Source organism: Herbaspirillum sp. VT-16-41, from assembly GCF_001994935.1.
GTDB classification, from domain to species: Bacteria; Pseudomonadota; Gammaproteobacteria; order Burkholderiales; family Burkholderiaceae_D; genus Herbaspirillum; species Herbaspirillum frisingense.
The window spans coordinates 1-18813 of sequence record NZ_MUXB01000016.1 but is presented as its reverse complement, the minus strand read 5'-3'; the positions used below and the strand labels follow the sequence as shown (position 1 = coordinate 18813).

The following is an 18813-nucleotide window of genomic DNA, read 5'->3' as shown; positions in this document are numbered from 1 at the left end:
ACAACTCCAAGGAACATCCCCTCTACCCAGGAAGTCCAAATGGTTCACCTTGTCGGCATGACAAGCGATTTGTCATCGTTCCGCTGCGGCCCAGCCGTGCTGAACAGTCATGCCTGCCCAATGACCGAGAACATAACAGGAGGCTGCAATGAGATTCCGGACCGTTTTCCTGATCGTGCTGCTGGCGCTGGTCGCCATCTTCGCCGCCGTCAACTGGACGGCCTTCACGGCCACCACCACCCTCTCGCTGATCTACACCGAGTTCCAGGCCCCCTTGGGTGCGGTGATGCTGGCAGTGGTGGTCGTGCTGACGGCCTTCTTCCTGCTCTACATCCTGGCCCTGCAGACCAGCGTGATGCTGGAGAGCCGGCGCCTGACCAAGCAGCTGGAAGCCCAGCGCACCCTGGCCGACCAGGCCGAGCATTCGCGCTTCAACGACCTGCGCGGCTACCTGAAGACCGAGCTGGAGCAGTTGCAGCGCCGCCAGACCGAACAACAGACCCTGCTGGCGCAGCGCCTGGATGCATTGCAGCGCGACATCCACCATCGGGTGGAGCAGACCGAGAATGCCGTGGCCGCCCAGGTCGGCGAACTTGACGACCGGCTGCAGCGCCAGCAGGTGGCGGGTGTGATCAAGCCGCTGTAATCTGTCGCCAGCAAAACAAAAAGGCTGCATCAACGAAGATGCAGCCTTTTTTCATCTTTTGACGCTTTTTGGTGCAGCTTAGACGCCGTAACGCGTGCGGTAGGCCGCCACGGCATCCTTGTGCTGGGTCAGGCGCGCATCGCCACCGGTGGAGATGTACTCGAACAGGTCATCCAGGTTGCCGATGGAAATGACCGGCATGCCATATTCGCGCGCCACTTCCTGCACGGCCGACAGTTCGGACAGCGCGCCATCCTTGCCCGAGCGCTCCATGCGGTCCAGTGCGATCAGCACCGCACAGGGGGTGGCGCCGGCGGCGCGGATCATGTCCACCGATTCACGCACCGAGGTGCCGGCCGAGATCACGTCGTCGATGATGACGACCTTGCCCTGCAGCTTGGCGCCGACGATGGTGCCGCCTTCGCCGTGGTCCTTGGCTTCCTTGCGGTTGAAGGCGAACGGCACGTTGCGTCCCATGCCGGCCAGCGCCACGGCGGTGGCCGACGCCAGGGTGATGCCCTTGTAGGCGGGACCGAACAACATGTCATATTCGATGCCGGAATCCTGCAGGGTCTGGGCGTAGAAACGCGCCACCTGGGCCAGCGTCGCGCCTTCGCTGAACAGACCGGCGTTGAAGAAGTAAGGCGAGGTACGACCTGCCTTGGTGACGAATTCGCCAAAGCGCAGCACGCCGGCCGACACCGCGAATTCAATGAATTCCTGTCTCAAGTTGCTCACAATGCATTTCCCGGGAAGAGTCAAAACGGAAGGGCCGGCCTGCCCGCTTGCCACAAGGCAAGGCGAGGGAGGTGGCGAAGCCTTCATCAGGCCGCCATTTTAAATGATTCATCCTATCGGTTATGCTACCGGCCTGATTGAACACTCTCCCGCAGCAAGCAAACAGGAATCCCATGCCAAAAATCGTCTCCGCCAACCTCAACGGAATCCGCTCGGCCGCCAAGAAGGGCTTCTTCGAATGGCTGCAGAAGGAAGCGCCGGACTTCGTCTGCGTGCAGGAACTGAAGGCCCAGGCGGCCGACATGACCGATGAATTCCTGGCCCCGGCCGGTTATGTCGGGCATTTCCACTATGCCCAGAAAAAAGGCTACTCGGGCGTGGGCGTCTACAGCCGCCGCCAGCCGGATTCGGTGCGCATCGGCTTCGGCAATACCGAGTTCGATGACGAAGGCCGCTATGTGGAATGCGACTATGGCGACCTCACCGTGATTTCGCTCTACGCACCCTCGGGCTCGTCCAGCGAGGAACGCCAGGAAGCCAAGTTCCGCTTCATGGAAGCCTTCCTGCCGCACCTGATGGACCTGGAAAAGAGCGGCCGCGAAGTCGTCATCTGCGGCGACTGGAACATCGCCCACAAGGAAATCGACCTGAAGAACTGGAAGAGCAACCAGAAGAATTCCGGCTTCCTGCCGGAGGAGCGCGCCTGGATGACGCGCATCTTCGACCAGCTGGGCCTGGTGGACGTGTACCGCCGCCTGCATCCCGAGACCACCGGCGAGGCCTATACCTGGTGGAGCAATCGCGGCCAGGCCTGGGCCAACAACGTGGGGTGGCGTATCGATTACCACGTCTCCACGCCGGGCATTGCCGCCAAGGCAGTGAGCGCGGCGATCTACAAGGAGCAGCGCTTTTCCGACCACGCGCCGTTGACGGTGGTCTACGGCGACTGAACAACCACTGACCAAACTCCCACCCCCCGTTCGGACTGAGTAGGCCCGCAGGGCCGTATCGAAGGCGCTCCGTGGACAGTAGTTCGGCGCGTCTTCGATACGCGGCCGCGCCGCTACTCAGTCCGAACGGAAGGTGGGTGAAGAATCCTGCATAAAAAACAAAAGGCCTCGCACAGTGAAGTGCGAGGCCTTTGTCGTTTTCCGCCGATGGAAATCAGGCGTCCGGTGCTGCCGCCTTCTTCGGGGTGGCCTTGCGCAGTGCCGGCTTCTTGGCCGCTGCTGGCTTGGCTGCCGCCTTGGTCTTGGTGGCCGTGGTCTTGGTCGCCGTCTTCCTGGCGGCTGGCTTGGCTACCGCCTCATCCGCACCATCACCGGCTTCGGCTGCAGCAGCCTTGCCCTTGGCCGGCGCCTTGGCCTTGCGTTCCTCGAACTCGAAGCTGATCTTGCCGTCCTTGCCGCGGACCAGGAAGGCCTTGAACGGCCGGCGGGTACGCTGCGAGATGAAGCCCGGCAGCAGGTCGGTCTTGCCGTCGTTCAAGAGCTTGGCCATCTGCTCGGGCAGGATTTCCTGTTGCAGGATGATGCGGCTGCTGCGGAAGTCGCAGGCCTTGGGCTTGGCCACGGTCTTTTCGCAGACATAGGCCAGGCCCATCTCGTAGACGCCGCTGCCGCACTTGGGGCAGGCGCCCAGCGGGGTCTGCTCGCTGAAGTCGACCGGCTCGCCGCCCTCGCCATCGGCCTGGTCCTGGCCGAAGTCGAATTCCAGCTTGAAGTTCTTGATCTCTTCGTCGCGCGAAATCTTCAGGATGGCCGCAAACGGACGGCCCATCTTGGAGCGGAAACCCTGCAGCGGGCCGATGGTGCGGTTCTGCAGCAGTTCTTCCACTTCGGCGATCTCGAACTGACGACCACCAGGCACCTTGCTCATCGAGAATTCGCACTTGGTGCAGGCGAAGCGACGATAGTTTTCCTTCACCACGCCACCGCAATTGGGGCAAGGCGTCTGCAGGGTCGCGTAGTCGCCGGGGATGGTGTCGTTGTCGTATTCCTTGGCGCGCTTGACGATGATCTGGGTCATCTGCGCGATCTCGCGCATGAACTCGTCACGGCTGATCTTGCCGCGCTCCATCTGGGCCAGCTTGTGTTCCCACTCGCCGGTCAGTTCCGGTTCGGTCAGTTCATCCACACCCAGGCCGTGCAGCAGCGTCATCAGCTGGAAGGCCTTGGCGGTGGGCATCATCTCGCGGCCTTCGCGCAGCAGGTACTTTTCGTTCAGCAGGCCTTCGATGATGGCCGCACGCGTGGCTGGCGTACCCAGGCCCTTGCCGGCCATGGCCTCGCGCAATTCGTCCGAATCCACCAGCTTGCCCGCACCTTCCATGGCCGACAGCAGCGTGGCTTCGGTATAGCGGGCGGGCGGCTTGGTGACCAGGCCGTTGGCCGTCACCTTGTCGGTCTTGACCTTCTCGCCCTGGGCCACGGCGACCAGATTGCCGCCGCCTTCCTTGTCCTTGTCGTCTTCCTCGACCTGCTTGCCGTAGATGGCCAGCCAGCCGGGGTTGATCATGACCTTGCCTTCGCTCTTGAACTGGTGTCCCGACACTTCCGTGAAGCGGGTGGTCACCTGGAACTCGGCCGGCGGGAAGAACACCGCCATGAAGCGGCGCGTCACCAGGTCATAGAGCTTCTGTTCCGGCTCCGACAGGTTCTTGGGCACCTGGGTGGTCGGGATGATGGCGAAGTGGTCGCTGATCTTGGTGTTGTCGAAGATGCGCTTGTTGGGCTTGACCCAGCCTTGCTTGAGGATCTGCTTGGAGAACTGGTGGTAGTTGTTGTTCTCCGCCAGCGCCTCCATCGTGTCCTTGACGGTGTTGATGTAGTCCTCGGGCAGGTGGCGCGAATCGGTACGCGGGTAGGTCAGCACCTTGTGCTTTTCATACAGCGCCTGGGCCAGGCCCAGGGTGTTCTTGGCCGAGAAGCCGAAGCGCGAGTTGGCTTCTCGCTGCAGGCTGGTCAGGTCGAACAGGCCCGGCGACATCTGCGTGGTCGGCTTGGATTCCTCGGTGACATTGCCCTGCTTGTCGCGGCAGGCGGCCACGATGGAATCAGCAGCGGCACGGCTCCACAGGCGCTCGGGGCGCTTCTCGGGGTCGTTCTCGTCCTTCTTGTGGCCCTTGTCCAGCCAGCGGCCCTTGTAGATGCCGGCGGCGCAGACGAACTCGGCGTGCACTTCCCAGTAATCGCGGGGGACGAACTTCTTGATCTTCTCTTCACGCTCGACCACGATCGACAAGGTCGGCGTCTGCACGCGGCCCACGGTGGTGAGATAGAAGCCGCCTTCCTTGGAGTTGAAGGCGGTCATGGCGCGGGTGCCGTTGATGCCGATCAGCCAGTCGGCCTCGCTGCGGCAGCGCGCCGCATTGGCCAAGGGCAGCATTTCCTCGTCATCACGCAGGTGGGCAAAGCCCTCGCGGATGGCGCCCGGCGTCATCGACTGCAGCCACAGGCGCTTCACCGGCTGCTTGGCCTTGGTGTATTGCGCGATCAGGCGGAAGATCAGTTCTCCTTCGCGGCCCGCGTCACATGCGTTGATGAGGGTGGTGACGTCCTTGCGCTTGATCAGCTTGGAGAGCACCTTCAGGCGCGACTCGGTCTTGGCGATGGGGTTCAGGGCGAAGTGCGGCGGAATCATCGGCAGGTGGGTGAAGCTCCACTTGCCGCGCTTGACGTCGTATTCCTCGGGGACTGCGATTTCCAGCAGGTGGCCGACGGCCGACGACAGGATGTACTGGTCGGATTCGAAATACTCATCGTGCTTGGTGAAGCCGCCGAGCGTCTTCGCGATGTCGTTCGCGACAGAGGGCTTCTCGGCAATGATGAGGGTCTTGCTCATAAGTATGGGTCTCGGTAATGAGAGATCGGTTGCTGGCGTGTTCCAGGAGATCGGTCAGCCCCAGTTGGGGCCGGATCGCTCCTAAACAACGTCATGCCATCCCAGGGTCGAAACCAGCGGCGGCGGCGTGCGGAGCATGCGGCCGGCGTTTCGTTGCCTGTGGACAACGGAATTTTTATATAGTAGCCAATATCGGGCCAATGCGGGGGAATGATAAGCGTGATGCAAACGAAACGGCAAGCACAAGGGCTTGCCGTCTCAGAGTTTCATGCATATCCAGCTTGGGATGAAGCAATAAGCTATGTCTATCGTCAGCCCACTGTCAGCATGGCAACCGTGCAGCCGCTGCAGCTGCCTCAGTGCAACAGGCGCGGTTCGGTGTCGTCCTCGTCGAGGAACAGCTCCTCGAACATCAGGCCGTCCGGCTCCTTGCCCTGGCTCCACAACACCATCAGCACGATCACCTTGAGCTTTTCCAGTGTGATGGGTGCTTCACCAGCGGCCAGCGCGCGTTCGATGACGATCTCGCGTTGCATCGGGTCCAGCATCTTGGCCGATTCCAGGAACTGGATGAAGCCAATGGCTTCCACGCCGAGCACGTCACTTTCCTGGCGCGCGTAGATACGGGTACCGAAGGAGAAGGCGGTCTGGCGGGGATAGTTGTCGGCGAATTCGTGATTGGCGACTTCAAGATCAGTCAGCCATCCGAGTGCCTGGGAAATTTCATCTTCTTCGAAACCGATCGCGGACAACTTCTTGACCAGGGCCTCCGGTTCGGGGCAGGCATCAGGGCGATAGTAGGTTTCGTACAGGTAAACGAGGACATCAAACATGTTCGTACTCTATCGCGAAGGTTATGAATGTACAAGTCAGCCAAGTCCAGTATGGCAGGAATTGCGGCAGCGCGGGGATTAATTTCTTCATGCTACGCACCGGTAATGTGCGCCAGGTAACACTTCTACGCGGCCCTGCAGTTCCAGTCCTAGCAAGATTGCTGCCAGTGCGGCCGCATCCAGACCGCAGCGCTGCGCCAGAGTGTCGACATCGACCGGATCATGTCCCATGGCGCGCATGACCTGCAGACTTGCCGGATCGACATCGCCCATCGCCCCGGCCGCGACAAGTGCCGATGCCACCACTGTCGGCGCAGTACCGGCAACGGCTTGCCGCTGTGGCAATTCTTCGAGAATGTCCTGCGTCGTCTCCACCAACTTGGCCCCCTGGCGGATGAGCTGGTGACAGCCCTTGGACAACGGCGCGTGGATGGAGCCGGGAATGGCGAACACATCGCGCCCCTGCTCGGCCGCCATGCGCGCCGTGATCAGCGAGCCGGAGCGGGCTGCCGCCTCCACCACCAGCACTGCCTGGGCCAACCCCGAAATCACCCGGTTGCGTCTGGGGAAATTGGCCGACAGCGGTGGCGTGCCCAGCGCATATTCGCTGACGATGCAGCCGCCCTGTGCGATGCGTTCGGCCAGATCCCGATTGCGCGGCGGATAGTCGATATCGCAGCCGGTCCCGATCACCGCCACCGTCGATCCGGCACCCCGCAGACCGCCCTCATGCGCGGCCGCATCGATGCCCAGCGCCAGCCCGGAGACGACGGTCAGCCCGGCATGGCTGAGCTCCTCGGAAAAGCGCATCGCGTGCTCGCGCCCTTGCGTCGTGGCATGCCGGCTGCCGACCACCGCCAGCGCCGGCGCGCACAGCAGCCCCGCATTGCCGCGTACGTAGAGCAACAAGGGTGGGTCGGCAATGTTGAGCAGACTGGCCGGATAGGCGGCATCGGCCAGCGTGATGATCGCCCGTCCAGGCAACTGCAACCACTCCAGCGTGGCCTCCATGCGCTCGCGCTGCCGGCCCGTGGGTGGTGCCAGCAAGGTCGCCGCCTGCCGGGGCGGCAGTACGGCGCACAGTGCGGAAAAATCCGCCTGCCAGATCTGGCCGGGCAGGCCGAAAACAGCCAGCAGGCGCCGTGCCGCCACCGGCCCGATGCCGTCGGCAAAAGCCAGTCGCAGCCAGGCCTGGAGGTGGTCGGAATCGGCCTGCGCCTCATCAAAAGGGAAATTGTTTTGCATAATTGACAGTGCCGCGCTCAACGCCGTGCGGCGCGGGCTTGCGGCGAATGGGGAGCGGGCTGTGATACACTTTTCATCTTGATCGGGAACACCACGGTGGCCACCGGGCAACAATGCACAGGCGCTGGCGACCAAGCCCACGATTGTGCTGCGGCCGCGCTTGAAGCGTCGCGCTCTGGCCACATTTAAATAACAATTCCCGAAACGAATTCCCCGGAGCCTCGCAAAATGTCGAGGTCCGGACTATCCAGGTCCACCGGGACCGAACTCCAAGATTGCCGAGAACCACGTATGGCCCAGCTCAACATCCTCCGTTATCCCGATCCGCGCCTGCACAAGATCGCCCAGCCCGTGACCGTCTTCGATGCGCGCATCAAGCAACTGGTGGCCGACATGGCCGAGACCATGTATGCCGCCCCCGGCGTGGGCCTGGCCGCGACCCAGGTCGACGTGCATGAACAGGTGGTGGTGATCGATGTGTCCGATGAGGGCAAGAACCTGCAGGTCTTCATCAATCCCGAAATCCTGTGGGCCAGCGATGAAAAGCGCGTCTACGATGAAGGCTGCCTGTCGGTGCCCGGCATCTACGATGGCGTGGAACGCCCGGCACGCGTGAAGGTGCGCGCCTTCGACGCCGACGGCAAGGCTTTCGAGGTCGATGCCGACGACCTGCTGGCAGTCTGCATCCAGCACGAGATGGACCACCTCAAGGGCAAGGTCTTCGTCGAATATCTCTCGCCGCTGAAGCGCAACCGCATCAAGACCAAGCTGCAGAAGGAAGAACGCGAGATGAAGAAGAAGGCGGGCTAAGCCTGCTGGTCATCTGCAGCACAAAATCAAAACGCCGGCCAGGGGCAACCCCGGCCGGCGTTTTTGCATTGATGCGCCCTGCGCATCCAGCCATGGCACTGATCAGACCGCCACGAAACGGTACACCCCGTCCTCGCCCAGCACGCGCTTCAGGGCGCCGTCGTACCAGAGCTTGTGCAGATGCGCCACCGCCTCGCCCAGCGCGAAGGACAACTGGTGCGTATCCAGCGGGCGCTTGAACATCACCGGCAGGATATCCACCCCCGTCTGCGGCGTGGTGCAGGCTTCCAGTACCTCGGCCAGACGCAGGCGGTGGTGATCGTTCAACTGTTCGATGCGCGTGTGCAGGCCGCGGAAAGGCTTGCCATGCGAAGGCAGTACCAGCGCATCGGCCGGCAGGTGCGCGTACTTCTTCAGCGAATCCAGATACTGCTGCACCGGGTTGCTCTCCGGCTCGATGGCAAACACCGAGACATTGGTGGAGATGCGCGGCAAGACCATGTCACCCGAGATCAGCACGTTCAACGTACGGCAGTACAGGGACACGTGTTCCGGCGCATGACCAAACCCGGTGATGACCTCCCAGTCACGCCCGTCGATGCGCACCGCCTGGCCATCCTGCATCCGGTGGTAGGCACGCGGCACCGTCGGCACCAGGTCCTGATAATAGTTATTGCGCCCCTGCAGCAGGGCGACTGTTTCGGGATCGGCCAGCCCGTGGCGCTGGAAATGCGGCGTCGCCGCCGTCCCCTCGGCACCCGGCAGGGCAGCCGACATCACCCGCGCAAAGGCGTAATCGCCGGTGCTCATCCACAGCGGCACCTGCCAGCGCTGGCACAGCCAGTCGGCCAGGCCTACGTGATCGGGATGGCAATGCGTAACCAGCACCCGCACGATGGGCAGGCCATCGAGTTCCTCGGCGAAGATGGTTTCCCAGGCCTGGCGCGTCTCGTCGGTGGCGATGCCGCAATCGACCACGGTCCAGCCGCGCTGCCGGCCGTGCGGTGTGTCCACCTCGTCTTCCAGCAACCAGAGATTGATGTGGTTCAGCGCAAAGGGCAGCCCCATGCGCAGCCAGCGCACACCGGGCGCGACCTGCATGGTGCGGCCGATGTCGGGCAGGGTATCGCCGAAGGCGTAGTCGAGCTGGGATTCAAGTGCATTCATCAATGAGCCGGGCCGGGAACGTGGACAGGAACGACGCCGGACATTGCTCCAGCGACAACGAAAGACCGCCAGTCTAGCGCAAGCTGCAATTTCCGCTGGACGACAGGGCACAATATACTTTACGTTAACGTAAAGTGCCAGACCAGGCCGATCCGACTCCTTCGAGCCCCAAGTCCATCAGCGTCCACGTCTTTATGCCCACCTATACCATCACCGAACTGGCAGAAGAATTCGCGATCACGCCACGTGCGATCCGGTTCTACGAAGACCACGGCATCCTCAATCCCAAGCGCGAAGGCGTGGGTGGGCGGCATCGGGTCTACCCGGCGCGCGAACGCACGCGCCTGAAGCTGACGCTGCGCGGCAAGCGGCTCGGCTTCACGCTTTCCGAGATCAAGGACCTGATCGACATGTATGAATCGCCCAAGGATACGCAGCCGCAATTGCAGCGTTTCCTGGGCCTGCTGCAGCAACATCGCGAAAAGCTGGAGCAGCAGCGCGAAGACCTGGAACTGACCCTCTCCGAAATTGCCGCCCACGAAGAGGAATGCCGGCAACTGCTGGTCGAGGGTAAATCAAGGAGCAGTAGCACCAGGACCAGACGCAAGGCCGTGGCCGCCTGAGCCCCGGCAAACCGGATTCATCTGCCGTTAACGTCAACCGGAACGCCCCCTCCGGAACACCAGAACAAATTACCCAACGAGGAGACACCCATGATCCACCTGCCCGGCCTGAGTTTCGACCACGGAGAAGACATCGCCGCCCTGCGTGAAGCAGTGGCCGCCTTCGCGCACAGCGAGATCGCGCCGCGCGCGGCCGAGATCGACCGCAGCGACCAGTTCCCCATGGACCTGTGGAAGAAGCTGGGCGAGCTCGGCGTGCTGGGCATCACCGTCTCGGAGGAATACGGCGGCGCCGGCCTGGGTTACCTGGCCCACATCATCGCCATGGAAGAAATCTCGCGGGCCTCGGCCTCGGTGGGCCTGTCCTATGGCGCGCACTCCAACCTGTGCGTGAACCAGATCAAGCGCAACGGCAACGAAGAACAGAAGCGCAAATACCTGCCCAAACTGATCTCCGGTGACTACATCGGCGCCCTGGCCATGTCCGAACCCAATGCCGGTTCCGACGTGGTGAGCATGAAACTGCGCGCCGACAAGAAGGGCGACCGCTACGTGCTCAACGGCAGCAAGATGTGGATCACCAACGGCCCCGACGCCGACGTGCTGGTGGTCTATGCCAAGACCGATCTGGATGCCGGTGCCCGTGGCATGACCGCCTTCCTGGTCGAAAAAGGCTACAAGGGATTCTCGGTGGCGCAGAAGCTGGACAAGCTGGGCATGCGCGGCTCGCACACGGGCGAGCTGGTGTTCCAGGATTGCGAGGTGCCGGAAGAAAACATCCTGGGCGGCATCGGCCGTGGCGTCAACGTCCTGATGTCGGGCCTGGATTTCGAGCGCAGCGTGCTCTCCGGTGGCCCGCTGGGCATCATGCAGGCCTGCATGGACGTGGTGGTGCCATATGTCCACGACCGCAAGCAATTCGGCCAGGCCATCGGCGAATTCCAGCTGATGCAGGGCAAGCTGGCCGACATGTATTCCACCATGATGGCCTGCAAGGCCTATGTCTATGCCGTGGGCCAGGCCTGCGACCGCGCCGACAGTGCCGACAAGGTGCGCGCACTGCGCAAGGACGCCGCCGGTGCCATCCTCTACAGCGCCGAGAAGGCCACCTGGATGGCCGGCGAGGCGATCCAGTCGCTGGGCGGCAATGGCTACATCAACGAATATCCGGTCGGCCGTCTGTGGCGTGACGCCAAGCTCTACGAGATCGGCGCCGGCACCAGCGAAATCCGGCGCATGCTGATCGGCCGCGAACTGTTTGCCGACACGCTGTAATTGCCGGCTCCCCCTCTTCAACCGCACGGAACATCATGAGCACATCCATCGATTTCTACTTCGACTTCAGCTCCCCCTACGGCTACTTCGGTGCCGTCGAGATCGACAAGCTGGCCGCGCGCTACGGTCGCGCCGTCAGCTGGCACCCGATCCTGCTGGGCCCCATCTTCAAGACCCTGGGCACCAATTCGCTGGTCAACATCCCGGTCAAGGGCGAGTATTCGCGCCATGACATGGAGCGCACCGCCCGCTTCCACAACATCTTCTACAAGGCCCCAAGCAACTTCCCCATCGGCAGCCAGGTCGCCGCCCGCGCCACGCTGTGGGTGCAGCAGACGCAGCCGGCCAAGGCGGTCGAGTTGATCAAGACCCTCTACAGCGCCTACTTCACCGAAGACATCGACATCAGCGTCACCGACAACGTGCTGCGCATCGCCGCCGACCTGGGCATCGACCGCGCCGCGCTGGAGGCCGCCCTGGGCTCTCCCGAACTGAAGGACCAACTACGCCAGGCGACCGAGGCTGCCGGCAAGGCCGGCGTGTTCGGCTCGCCCTTCGTGATTGCCGATGGCGAACAATTCTGGGGCTTCGACCGCTTCGCCCAACTGGAAGCCCTGCTGAAAAACGGAAAGATCTGATGAGCAACAAGAAAGACAAGGCTGGCCCCTGCCCCTGCGGCCAGCCCAGCTTAGACAAATGCTGTGGCCGCTTCATCACCGGCGGCCAGGTGCCGGCCACGGCCGAGCTGCTGATGCGCTCGCGCTATAGCGCCTATGCCCTGCGCGACGAAGCCTACCTGCGCGCCACCTGGTTCCCCGAGACACTGCCGGACGAAGAGCTCACCAGCGAGACCGACGTCAAGTGGATCGGCCTGGAGATCAAGAAGCACCAGCACGCTGCCGGCAGCGATGCCGCCACGGTCGAATTCGTGGCGCGCTTCAAGGTGGGCGGCAAGGCCCACCGCCTGCACGAGATCAGCAACTTCATGCGCCAGCCCGATGGCGAGGGACAGATGCGCTGGTACTACGTGGACGGCAGCTTCCCCGAAGGCTGAGGTTTTCTGCACCACGACGCCACAACAAGAAACTAAAACAGAGAGACGAGAGACCACCATGCCGCAGATTGAAAGCAAGCTCAACCCGCGCAGCGAGGAATTCCAGCACAACCGCGACGCCATGCAGCGCATCGTGGACGACCTGCGCCAGAAGGTCGCGGCCATCGCCGAAGGTGGCGGCCAGGCCGCCCGCGAAAAACACCTGGCCCGCGGCAAGCTGCTGCCGCGCGAGCGCGTGCAGATGCTGCTGGACCCCGGCACGCCCTTCCTGGAATTGTCGCAACTGGCGGCCTACGGCATGTACCGCGAGAAGGATCGCGACGGCAATCTCAAGGATGCCGCGCCCTCGGCCGGCATCATCACCGGCATCGGCCGCGTGGCCGGCCAGGAATGCGTGATCGTCTGCAACGACGCCACCGTCAAGGGCGGTACCTACTACCCGATGACGGCCAAGAAGCACCTGCGCGCGCAAGAGATCGCCGAATTCAACCACCTGCCCTGCATCTATCTGGTCGACAGCGGCGGCGCCAACCTGCCCAACCAGGATGAGGTCTTCCCGGACCGCGACCACTTCGGCCGCATCTTCTTCAACCAGGCCAACCTGTCGGCCAAGGGCATTGCCCAGATCGCCGTGGTGATGGGCTCCTGCACTGCCGGCGGCGCCTATGTCCCGGCCATGAGCGACGAGTCCATCATCGTCAAGGACCAGGCCACCATCTTCCTGGCCGGCCCGCCGCTGGTGAAGGCCGCCACCGGCGAGGTGGTCAGCGCCGAGGAGCTGGGCGGCGGCGACGTCCATACACGCCTGTCGGGCGTGGCCGATCACCTGGCCCAGGACGATACCCATGCCCTGGCGATCGCCCGCAACATCGTCGGCCATCTCAACCGCCGCAAGCCGCAGCAACTGGCCCTGCGCGAGAGCGTGGAACCGCGCTACCCGGCCCAGGAACTGTATGGCGTCATCCCCACCGATACCCGCAAGCCCTTCGACGTGCGCGAGGTCATCGCCCGCATCGTCGATGCCAGCGCGTTCGATGAATTCAAGGCCCGCTACGGCACCACCCTGGTGTGCGGATTCGCGCACCTGCATGGCATGCCGGTGGGCATCATCGCCAACAACGGCATCCTCTTCTCGGAGGCCGCCGAAAAGGGAACCCACTTCATCGAACTGTGCTGCCAACGCAAGATCCCGCTGATCTTCCTGCAGAACATCACCGGCTTCATGGTCGGCAAGAAGTACGAGAACGAGGGTATCGCCCGCCACGGTGCAAAAATGGTCACCGCCGTCTCCACCGCCAAGGTCCCCAAGCTGACCGTCATCATCGGCGGCAGTTTCGGCGCGGGCAACTACGGCATGTGCGGCCGTGCCTTCTCGCCGCGCTTCCTGTGGATGTGGCCCAATGCACGCATCTCGGTGATGGGCGGTGAACAGGCCGCCAGCGTGCTGGCCACCGTCAAGCGCGACGGCATCGAAGCCCGCGGCGGCAGCTGGAGCGCCGAGGAAGAAGCCGCCTTCAAGGAACCCATCCGCGCCCAGTACGAAAGCCAGGGCCATCCCTACTACGCCTCGGCGCGACTGTGGGACGACGGCGTGATCGACCCCGCCGATACCCGCCAGGTGCTGGCGCTAGGCCTGTCGGCGGCGCTCAACGCCCCCATCGAAGAGACCCGTTTCGGCGTCTTCCGCATCTGAGCCACGCCACCGAGGAGACACCATGTTCAACAAGATCCTGATCGCCAATCGCGGCGAAATCGCCTGCCGCGTGGCGGCTACCGCACGTCGCCTGGGCATCGCCACGGTGGCCGTCTATTCCGACGCCGACGCCCGCGCCAAGCACGTCCAGGCCTGCGACCAGAGCGTACGCCTGGGGCCGGCGCCGGCCAAGGAAAGCTATCTCTGCGGCGACAAGATCATCGCCGCCGCCCTGGCCACCGGCGCCCAGGCGATCCATCCGGGCTACGGCTTCCTCTCCGAGAACGCCGAGTTCGCCCAGGCCTGCGCCGACGCCGGGCTGGTCTTCATCGGCCCACCGGCCTCGGCGATCCGCGCCATGGGCTCCAAATCGGCCGCCAAGGCGCTGATGGAAACCGCTGCCGTGCCACTGGTACCGGGCTACCACGGCGAGCGCCAGGAGAGCGATTTCCTGCGTGGCGAGGCCGACCGCATCGGCTACCCGGTGCTGCTCAAGGCCAGCGCCGGGGGCGGAGGCAAGGGCATGCGCGTGGTCGAGCGTTCGGAAGACTTCGAGGCCGCGCTGGCCTCCTGCAAGCGCGAGGCGATCTCCAGCTTCGGCGACGACCGCGTGCTGGTCGAAAAATACCTGACCCGGCCACGCCACATCGAAATCCAAGTCTTCGCCGACGGCCAGGGGAACTGCGTCTATCTGTTCGAACGCGACTGCTCCGTGCAGCGCCGTCACCAGAAGGTCCTGGAAGAAGCCCCGGCCCCCGGCATGAGCTGCGGCCGCCGCGCCGCCATGGGCGAAGCGGCAGTGGCCGCGGCCCGCGCCGTCGGCTATGTCGGTGCCGGCACGGTGGAATTCATCGCCGACTACAGCAGCGGCCAGGATGGCAGTTTCTATTTCATGGAAATGAATACCCGCCTGCAGGTGGAGCATCCCGTCACCGAAATGATCACCGGCCTCGATCTGGTGGAATGGCAACTGCGCGTAGCCGCAGGCGAGGCGCTGCCGCTGAAGCAGGATGCACTGCGCATCAACGGCCACGCCATCGAAGCCCGCATCTATGCGGAGAACCCAGAGAAGGGCTTCCTGCCCTCCATTGGCACCCTCACCCGCATGCGCAGCGCCGCGGCGGTGGAGTTCCGCCTGGGCGAGAATGGTGCCGGGCAGCCGGCGCCGGTACGCATCGATTCCGGCGTGCGCGAGGGCGATGCCATCTCGCCCTTCTACGACCCCATGATCGCCAAGCTCATCGTCTGGGGCGCCGACCGCGACGCCGCCCTGCGCAACATGGCGCGTGCGCTGGCGCAGTACCAGGTGGTGGGGCTGGCCACCAATATCGGCTTCCTGCAGCGCCTGATTGCCGGTCAGGCCTTCGCCACTGCCGACCTCGATACCGGCCTGATCGAACGTCATCGCGACAGCCTGTTCCCGGCACCCGTGCGGCCCGGTATCGAGACCCTGGCGCTGGCCACCGCCGCCATCCTGCAGCAGGAGCACCAGGCGAGCAGCGACACTGACCCCTGGGCACACACCAGCGGCTGGCGACTCAACACCCGCCTGCTGCGCAGCCTGGACTTCGAGGACGAAGCCGGACCGACGACGGTGCAACTGGACTACGCCGGCGACGGCCGGCACTGGACGCTGCTTGCCGACGGCAGCACGCATACGCTGGCCTTCGACCCCAGCGACCAGGACGGCCTACTGGTCTCGCTGGATGGCCGCACGCTGCGCGCCGAGGTCCAGCGTGAAGGCGAATGGCTGCACATCTTCGATGGCCAGGGACAGCGCAGCCTGCGCCATCTCGACCCCATGGCCCATGCCGGCCACAGCGAAGCCGAGGGCGGCCGCCTGACCGCCCCCATGCCCGGCAAGATCGTCGCCCTGCTGGTACAGAAGGGCGCCAGCGTGGCCCAGGGTGCGCCCCTGCTCATCATGGAAGCCATGAAGATGGAGCACACCATCGCCGCGCCCTCTGCCGGTGTGGTCGAGGACCTGCTCTATGCGGTTGGCGACCAGGTGAGCGAGGGCGCGCAGTTGCTGGAATTCAAGGCCGCCTGAGCGCGCCGGGTAGCTTGCCATGAATGCCCCCGCGCTGCGCGTGGCCCCCTCCATCCATGTGCTGGAGCGGGGCTGGCTGTCCTCCAACAACGTGTTGCTGTTCGGCCGCGACGAAGTGGCAATGATCGACAGCGGCTACGTCAGCCATGCCGAACAGACCCTGACGCTGGTACGGCACGTGCTGGCCCAGCGCGGTCGGGACGGGCTGGACCTGCTGGTGAACACCCATCTGCACTCCGACCACTGCGGCGGCAATGCCGCCCTGCAACAAGCCCATGGCTGCCGCATCGCCATCCCCGCCGCCGAAGCGGACAAGGTGCGTCACTGGAACGAGGACGCCCTCAGCTACCGCGCCACCGGCCAGCGCTGCCCGCGTTTCACGGCGTCGCAGACCATCGCCAGTGGCGACGTGTTGCGCATGGGCGACCTGGACTGGCAGGCGCTGGCCGCTCCCGGACATGATCCGCATGCGCTGCTGTTCTACTGCGCGCAGGAAGGCGTGCTGATCTCGGCCGATGCATTGTGGCGCAATGGCTTCGGCATCATCTTTCCCGAGCTGGATGGCGAATCCGGATTCGACGAAGCGCGCGCCACGCTGGAGCTGATCCGCACGCTCGACGTGCGTACCGTCATCCCCGGCCATGGCGCCCCCTTCCAGGACATCGACGACGCCCTGGACAAGGCCTTCTCGCGGCTGGACTATCTGCAGGCCGATCCCTTGCGCAACGCTCATAACGGCATCAAGGTATTGGTCAAGTTCTTGCTGCTGGAACGTGGCCGCATCCCGCTGGAGCAGTTGCCGGCGATGATGCGCGACATCCCCTTGCTGCGCATCACCAATGAACGCTTCCTGCAGATGGACGACGTCGCCCTGTCGCGCTGGTGCGTGGCGCAACTGGAAAGGGCCGGCGCGGCGCACAGCGACGGCGTATTCCTGCTGGACCGGTAAGCACGCTGACCGCCGCGGCAGCCTGAAGCGTGGCGGCCATGCTGTTATCATTTCCCGCTCCATCTACCTACCGCGTTTGATCCGATCCGACCCATGAACGACACCGCCGCCCCCCTGCCCTCCTCCGCCCAACGCGTCGCCGACCTGCTGGCCGGCATGGGGCATGACAAACCGGTCGTGATGCTGCCCTCGACCGGCCGCACCTCGGCTGAAGCCGCCGCTGCCGTCGGTTGCAGCGTGGCCGAGATCGCCAAGTCCATCATCTTCCGCCGTGTGGCCGACGATGCGCCGGTGCTGGTCATCGCCAGCGGCGCCAACCGCGTCGACGAAGCCAAGGTGACCGCCCTGGTCGGCCCGCTGGGCAAGGCCGATGCCCGCTTCGTGCGCGACAACACCGGCTACGCCATCGGTGGCGTCTGCCCGGTCGGCCACGTCGTCAAGCCGGTGATGCTGATCGACCGCGACCTGTTCAACTACGACAGCGTCTGGGCCGCCGCCGGCCACCCGCATGCCGTCTTCAATCTCACCGCCGCCCAACTGCAGGAAATGACCGGCGGCGCCGTCAGCGACGTGCGACTGGATGCCGCGCCGACCGCAGCCTGATCCCAACTGAACCAGACCAGAACAAGAATTCCCACGAACACAGCCAACGGAGACAAGCCAGATGAACCTGCCCAAGAAAGTGAAGATCGTCGAAGTCGGACCCCGCGACGGTCTGCAGAACGAGAAGGAAACCATTTCCGCCGCGATCAAGATCGAACTGGTCGACCGTCTCACGGCGGCGGGTTTCCCGAATGTGGAAGCGGCCTCCTTCGTCTCGCCCAAATGGGTGCCGCAGATGGCGACCTCGACCGAGGTCATGCACGGCATCACGCGCAAGCCGGGCGTGGTCTATTCGGCGCTGGTGCCCAACATGAAGGGTTTCGAAGCTGCGCTGGAAGCGGGCGTGGATGAGGTGGTGATCTTTGGCGCGGCCTCGGAAGCGTTTTCGCAGAAGAACATCAACTGCTCCATCGCCGAATCCATCGACCGTTTTGCCGAAGTCGCCAAGGCCGCCAAGGCCCATCGCAAGCGCCTGCGTGCGGCGGTCAGTTGCGCCTTCGGCTGCCCGTACCAGGGCGAGGTCCCGCTGGAGGCGGTGGCCGATGTCGTCCGGCGCTTCCGCGAACTGGGCTGTGACGAGATCGACATTGCCGACACCATCGGCGTGGCCACGCCGGACAAGGTGCGCCCGGTGATGGAAACGGCGATCCGCGAGTTCCACATCGAAGGACTCTCCGGCCACTTCCACGATACCTACGGACAGGCGCTGGCCAACATCTACGCCAGCCTGCAGGTCGGCATCAGCATCTACCACGCCTCCGTGGCCGGCCTGGGCGGCTGCCCTTACGCCAAAGGCGCAACCGGCAATGTCGCCACCGAGGATGTGCTGTACATGATGAACGGGCTGGGGATAGAGACGGGGGTGGACGTGAATGCGGTGGTCGATGCGGGACAGTTCATCTCGCAACACCTGGGACGCAAGTCGGTCAGCCGCGCGGGCAATGCGATTGCGGCGAAGCGGGCGGGGTGAGGCGGGAGGGCATTGATGCTGGCGGAAGCTGGGGGGCTTGGTGGCTGGGATTATCCGCTGGCAGGGTTGTCAGATATTTCTGTGTGTCGGTAGTGGCGGCGGCAGTTGGTTCGAGTGCCATCCGCGTGAGTGCGGCTGACCTGAGACGAATTTTGTAGCCACTGGATAAGTGAGTTCTTTATGCTAACGCCAAGGAGAACTCAATGAAGAAGCGATTTACGGACGAACAGATCATCTGCATCTTGCGAGAGGCAGAGAGCAAGGAGATTGCGACGGTAGATCTGTGCAAGCGCCACAACATTACTGAGCAGACC

General features: G+C 63.9%; 18 protein-coding genes. 13 read left to right on the top strand and 5 right to left on the bottom strand.

Features of this window, described 5'->3' with window-relative positions:
- The first annotated feature begins 148 nt into the window (after positions 1 to 148).
- On the top strand, positions 149 to 646 hold the full coding sequence (locus tag BTM36_RS00600) for a Signal transduction histidine kinase (RefSeq protein WP_077234827.1): 498 nt from the start codon (positions 149 to 151) through the stop codon (positions 644 to 646).
- A gap of 78 nt (positions 647 to 724) precedes the next feature.
- On the opposite strand, the gene pyrE is transcribed toward BTM36_RS00600, so the two are convergent.
- Entirely contained in the window at positions 725 to 1384 is a 660-nt protein-coding gene (gene pyrE, locus BTM36_RS00595) for an orotate phosphoribosyltransferase (protein ID WP_077234826.1), read from the bottom strand.
- Positions 1385 to 1557: 173 nt separating this feature from the next.
- On the opposite strand from pyrE, the gene BTM36_RS00590 reads away from it, so the two are divergent.
- A complete protein-coding gene (locus BTM36_RS00590) occupies positions 1558 to 2334 on the top strand; it encodes an exodeoxyribonuclease III (protein ID WP_077234825.1) in 777 nt (258 codons plus the stop codon).
- Positions 2335 to 2548: 214 nt separating this feature from the next.
- On the opposite strand, the gene BTM36_RS00585 is transcribed toward BTM36_RS00590, so the two are convergent.
- From BTM36_RS00585 to dprA, 3 genes are all read right to left on the bottom strand, one after another.
- Complete coding sequence (locus BTM36_RS00585; protein WP_077234824.1) at positions 2549 to 5227, bottom strand: DNA topoisomerase III; 2679 nt, start codon at positions 5225 to 5227, stop codon at positions 2549 to 2551.
- Positions 5228 to 5583: 356 nt separating this feature from the next.
- Positions 5584 to 6060: a DUF494 family protein gene (locus BTM36_RS00580; RefSeq protein ID WP_006464584.1), complete on the bottom strand. Its 477-nt coding sequence runs from the start codon at positions 6058 to 6060 to the stop codon at positions 5584 to 5586.
- Between the two features lie 87 nt (positions 6061 to 6147).
- Complete coding sequence (dprA, locus tag BTM36_RS00575; protein ID WP_077234823.1) at positions 6148 to 7305, bottom strand: DNA-processing protein DprA; 1158 nt, start codon at positions 7303 to 7305, stop codon at positions 6148 to 6150.
- Positions 7306 to 7596: 291 nt separating this feature from the next.
- Between dprA and def the strand changes: the two genes are divergently transcribed.
- On the top strand, positions 7597 to 8115 hold the full coding sequence (gene def / locus BTM36_RS00570) for a peptide deformylase (protein WP_077234822.1): 519 nt from the start codon (positions 7597 to 7599) through the stop codon (positions 8113 to 8115).
- Between the two features lie 102 nt (positions 8116 to 8217).
- On the opposite strand, the gene BTM36_RS00565 is transcribed toward def, so the two are convergent.
- Positions 8218 to 9282, bottom strand: coding sequence for an MBL fold metallo-hydrolase (locus BTM36_RS00565; protein WP_077234821.1), 1065 nt, complete (start codon positions 9280 to 9282; stop codon positions 8218 to 8220).
- 194 nt (positions 9283 to 9476) lie between these two features.
- Between BTM36_RS00565 and BTM36_RS00560 the strand changes: the two genes are divergently transcribed.
- From BTM36_RS00560 to BTM36_RS00515, 10 genes are all read left to right on the top strand, one after another.
- The gene (locus BTM36_RS00560) at positions 9477 to 9905 is read left to right on the top strand and encodes a MerR family DNA-binding transcriptional regulator (RefSeq protein WP_077234820.1); all 429 of its coding nucleotides are present in this window, start codon (positions 9477 to 9479) and stop codon (positions 9903 to 9905) included.
- Positions 9906 to 9995: 90 nt separating this feature from the next.
- A complete protein-coding gene (locus tag BTM36_RS00555; RefSeq protein ID WP_006464589.1) occupies positions 9996 to 11180 on the top strand; it encodes an isovaleryl-CoA dehydrogenase in 1185 nt (394 codons plus the stop codon).
- A 35-nt stretch (positions 11181 to 11215) separates the two neighbouring features.
- Positions 11216 to 11818 carry a 2-hydroxychromene-2-carboxylate isomerase gene (locus BTM36_RS00550; protein ID WP_077234819.1) on the top strand — a complete coding sequence of 201 codons (603 nt, stop codon included), beginning with the start codon at positions 11216 to 11218 and terminating at the stop codon, positions 11816 to 11818.
- A complete protein-coding gene (locus BTM36_RS00545; RefSeq protein ID WP_077234818.1) occupies positions 11818 to 12234 on the top strand; it encodes a YchJ family protein in 417 nt (138 codons plus the stop codon). The genes BTM36_RS00550 and BTM36_RS00545 overlap by 1 nt, the downstream gene beginning before the upstream one ends.
- Positions 12235 to 12292: 58 nt before the next feature.
- The gene (locus tag BTM36_RS00540; protein WP_077234817.1) at positions 12293 to 13927 is read left to right on the top strand and encodes a carboxyl transferase domain-containing protein; all 1635 of its coding nucleotides are present in this window, start codon (positions 12293 to 12295) and stop codon (positions 13925 to 13927) included.
- Between the two features lie 22 nt (positions 13928 to 13949).
- The gene (locus tag BTM36_RS00535) at positions 13950 to 15977 is read left to right on the top strand and encodes an acetyl/propionyl/methylcrotonyl-CoA carboxylase subunit alpha (RefSeq protein WP_077234816.1); all 2028 of its coding nucleotides are present in this window, start codon (positions 13950 to 13952) and stop codon (positions 15975 to 15977) included.
- Positions 15978 to 15996: 19 nt separating this feature from the next.
- Positions 15997 to 16926, top strand: coding sequence for an MBL fold metallo-hydrolase (locus BTM36_RS00530; protein ID WP_077234815.1), 930 nt, complete (start codon positions 15997 to 15999; stop codon positions 16924 to 16926).
- Positions 16927 to 17019: 93 nt separating this feature from the next.
- Positions 17020 to 17529, top strand: coding sequence for a YbaK/EbsC family protein (locus BTM36_RS00525; protein WP_006464595.1), 510 nt, complete (start codon positions 17020 to 17022; stop codon positions 17527 to 17529).
- A gap of 61 nt (positions 17530 to 17590) precedes the next feature.
- A complete protein-coding gene (locus BTM36_RS00520; RefSeq protein ID WP_077234814.1) occupies positions 17591 to 18499 on the top strand; it encodes a hydroxymethylglutaryl-CoA lyase in 909 nt (302 codons plus the stop codon).
- Between the two features lie 203 nt (positions 18500 to 18702).
- Positions 18703 to 18813, top strand: a 111-nt coding sequence (locus tag BTM36_RS00515; protein ID WP_139347011.1) for a transposase, incomplete at its 3' end; no start/stop codon positions are given.

Excerpts from the sequence above, each read along its gene's own strand:
- BTM36_RS00545 (WP_077234818.1), top strand. The coding sequence starts at position 11,818 with ATGAGCAACAAGAAAGACAAGGCTGGCCCCTGCCCCTGCGGCCAGCCC.
- BTM36_RS00560 (WP_077234820.1), top strand. The coding sequence starts at position 9,477 with ATGCCCACCTATACCATCACCGAACTGGCAGAAGAATTCGCGATCACG.
- BTM36_RS00600 (WP_077234827.1), top strand. The coding sequence starts at position 149 with ATGAGATTCCGGACCGTTTTCCTGATCGTGCTGCTGGCGCTGGTCGCC.
- BTM36_RS00580 (WP_006464584.1), bottom strand. The coding sequence starts at position 6,060 with ATGTTTGATGTCCTCGTTTACCTGTACGAAACCTACTATCGCCCTGAT.
- BTM36_RS00585 (WP_077234824.1), bottom strand. The coding sequence starts at position 5,227 with ATGAGCAAGACCCTCATCATTGCCGAGAAGCCCTCTGTCGCGAACGAC.
- BTM36_RS00520 (WP_077234814.1), top strand. The coding sequence starts at position 17,591 with ATGAACCTGCCCAAGAAAGTGAAGATCGTCGAAGTCGGACCCCGCGAC.
- BTM36_RS00565 (WP_077234821.1), bottom strand. The coding sequence starts at position 9,282 with ATGAATGCACTTGAATCCCAGCTCGACTACGCCTTCGGCGATACCCTG.
- dprA (WP_077234823.1), bottom strand. The coding sequence starts at position 7,305 with ATGCAAAACAATTTCCCTTTTGATGAGGCGCAGGCCGATTCCGACCAC.
- BTM36_RS00530 (WP_077234815.1), top strand. The coding sequence starts at position 15,997 with ATGAATGCCCCCGCGCTGCGCGTGGCCCCCTCCATCCATGTGCTGGAG.
- BTM36_RS00540 (WP_077234817.1), top strand. The coding sequence starts at position 12,293 with ATGCCGCAGATTGAAAGCAAGCTCAACCCGCGCAGCGAGGAATTCCAG.
- BTM36_RS00535 (WP_077234816.1), top strand. The coding sequence starts at position 13,950 with ATGTTCAACAAGATCCTGATCGCCAATCGCGGCGAAATCGCCTGCCGC.
- BTM36_RS00550 (WP_077234819.1), top strand. The coding sequence starts at position 11,216 with ATGAGCACATCCATCGATTTCTACTTCGACTTCAGCTCCCCCTACGGC.
- BTM36_RS00590 (WP_077234825.1), top strand. The coding sequence starts at position 1,558 with ATGCCAAAAATCGTCTCCGCCAACCTCAACGGAATCCGCTCGGCCGCC.
- def (WP_077234822.1), top strand. The coding sequence starts at position 7,597 with ATGGCCCAGCTCAACATCCTCCGTTATCCCGATCCGCGCCTGCACAAG.
- BTM36_RS00555 (WP_006464589.1), top strand. The coding sequence starts at position 9,996 with ATGATCCACCTGCCCGGCCTGAGTTTCGACCACGGAGAAGACATCGCC.
- BTM36_RS00525 (WP_006464595.1), top strand. The coding sequence starts at position 17,020 with ATGAACGACACCGCCGCCCCCCTGCCCTCCTCCGCCCAACGCGTCGCC.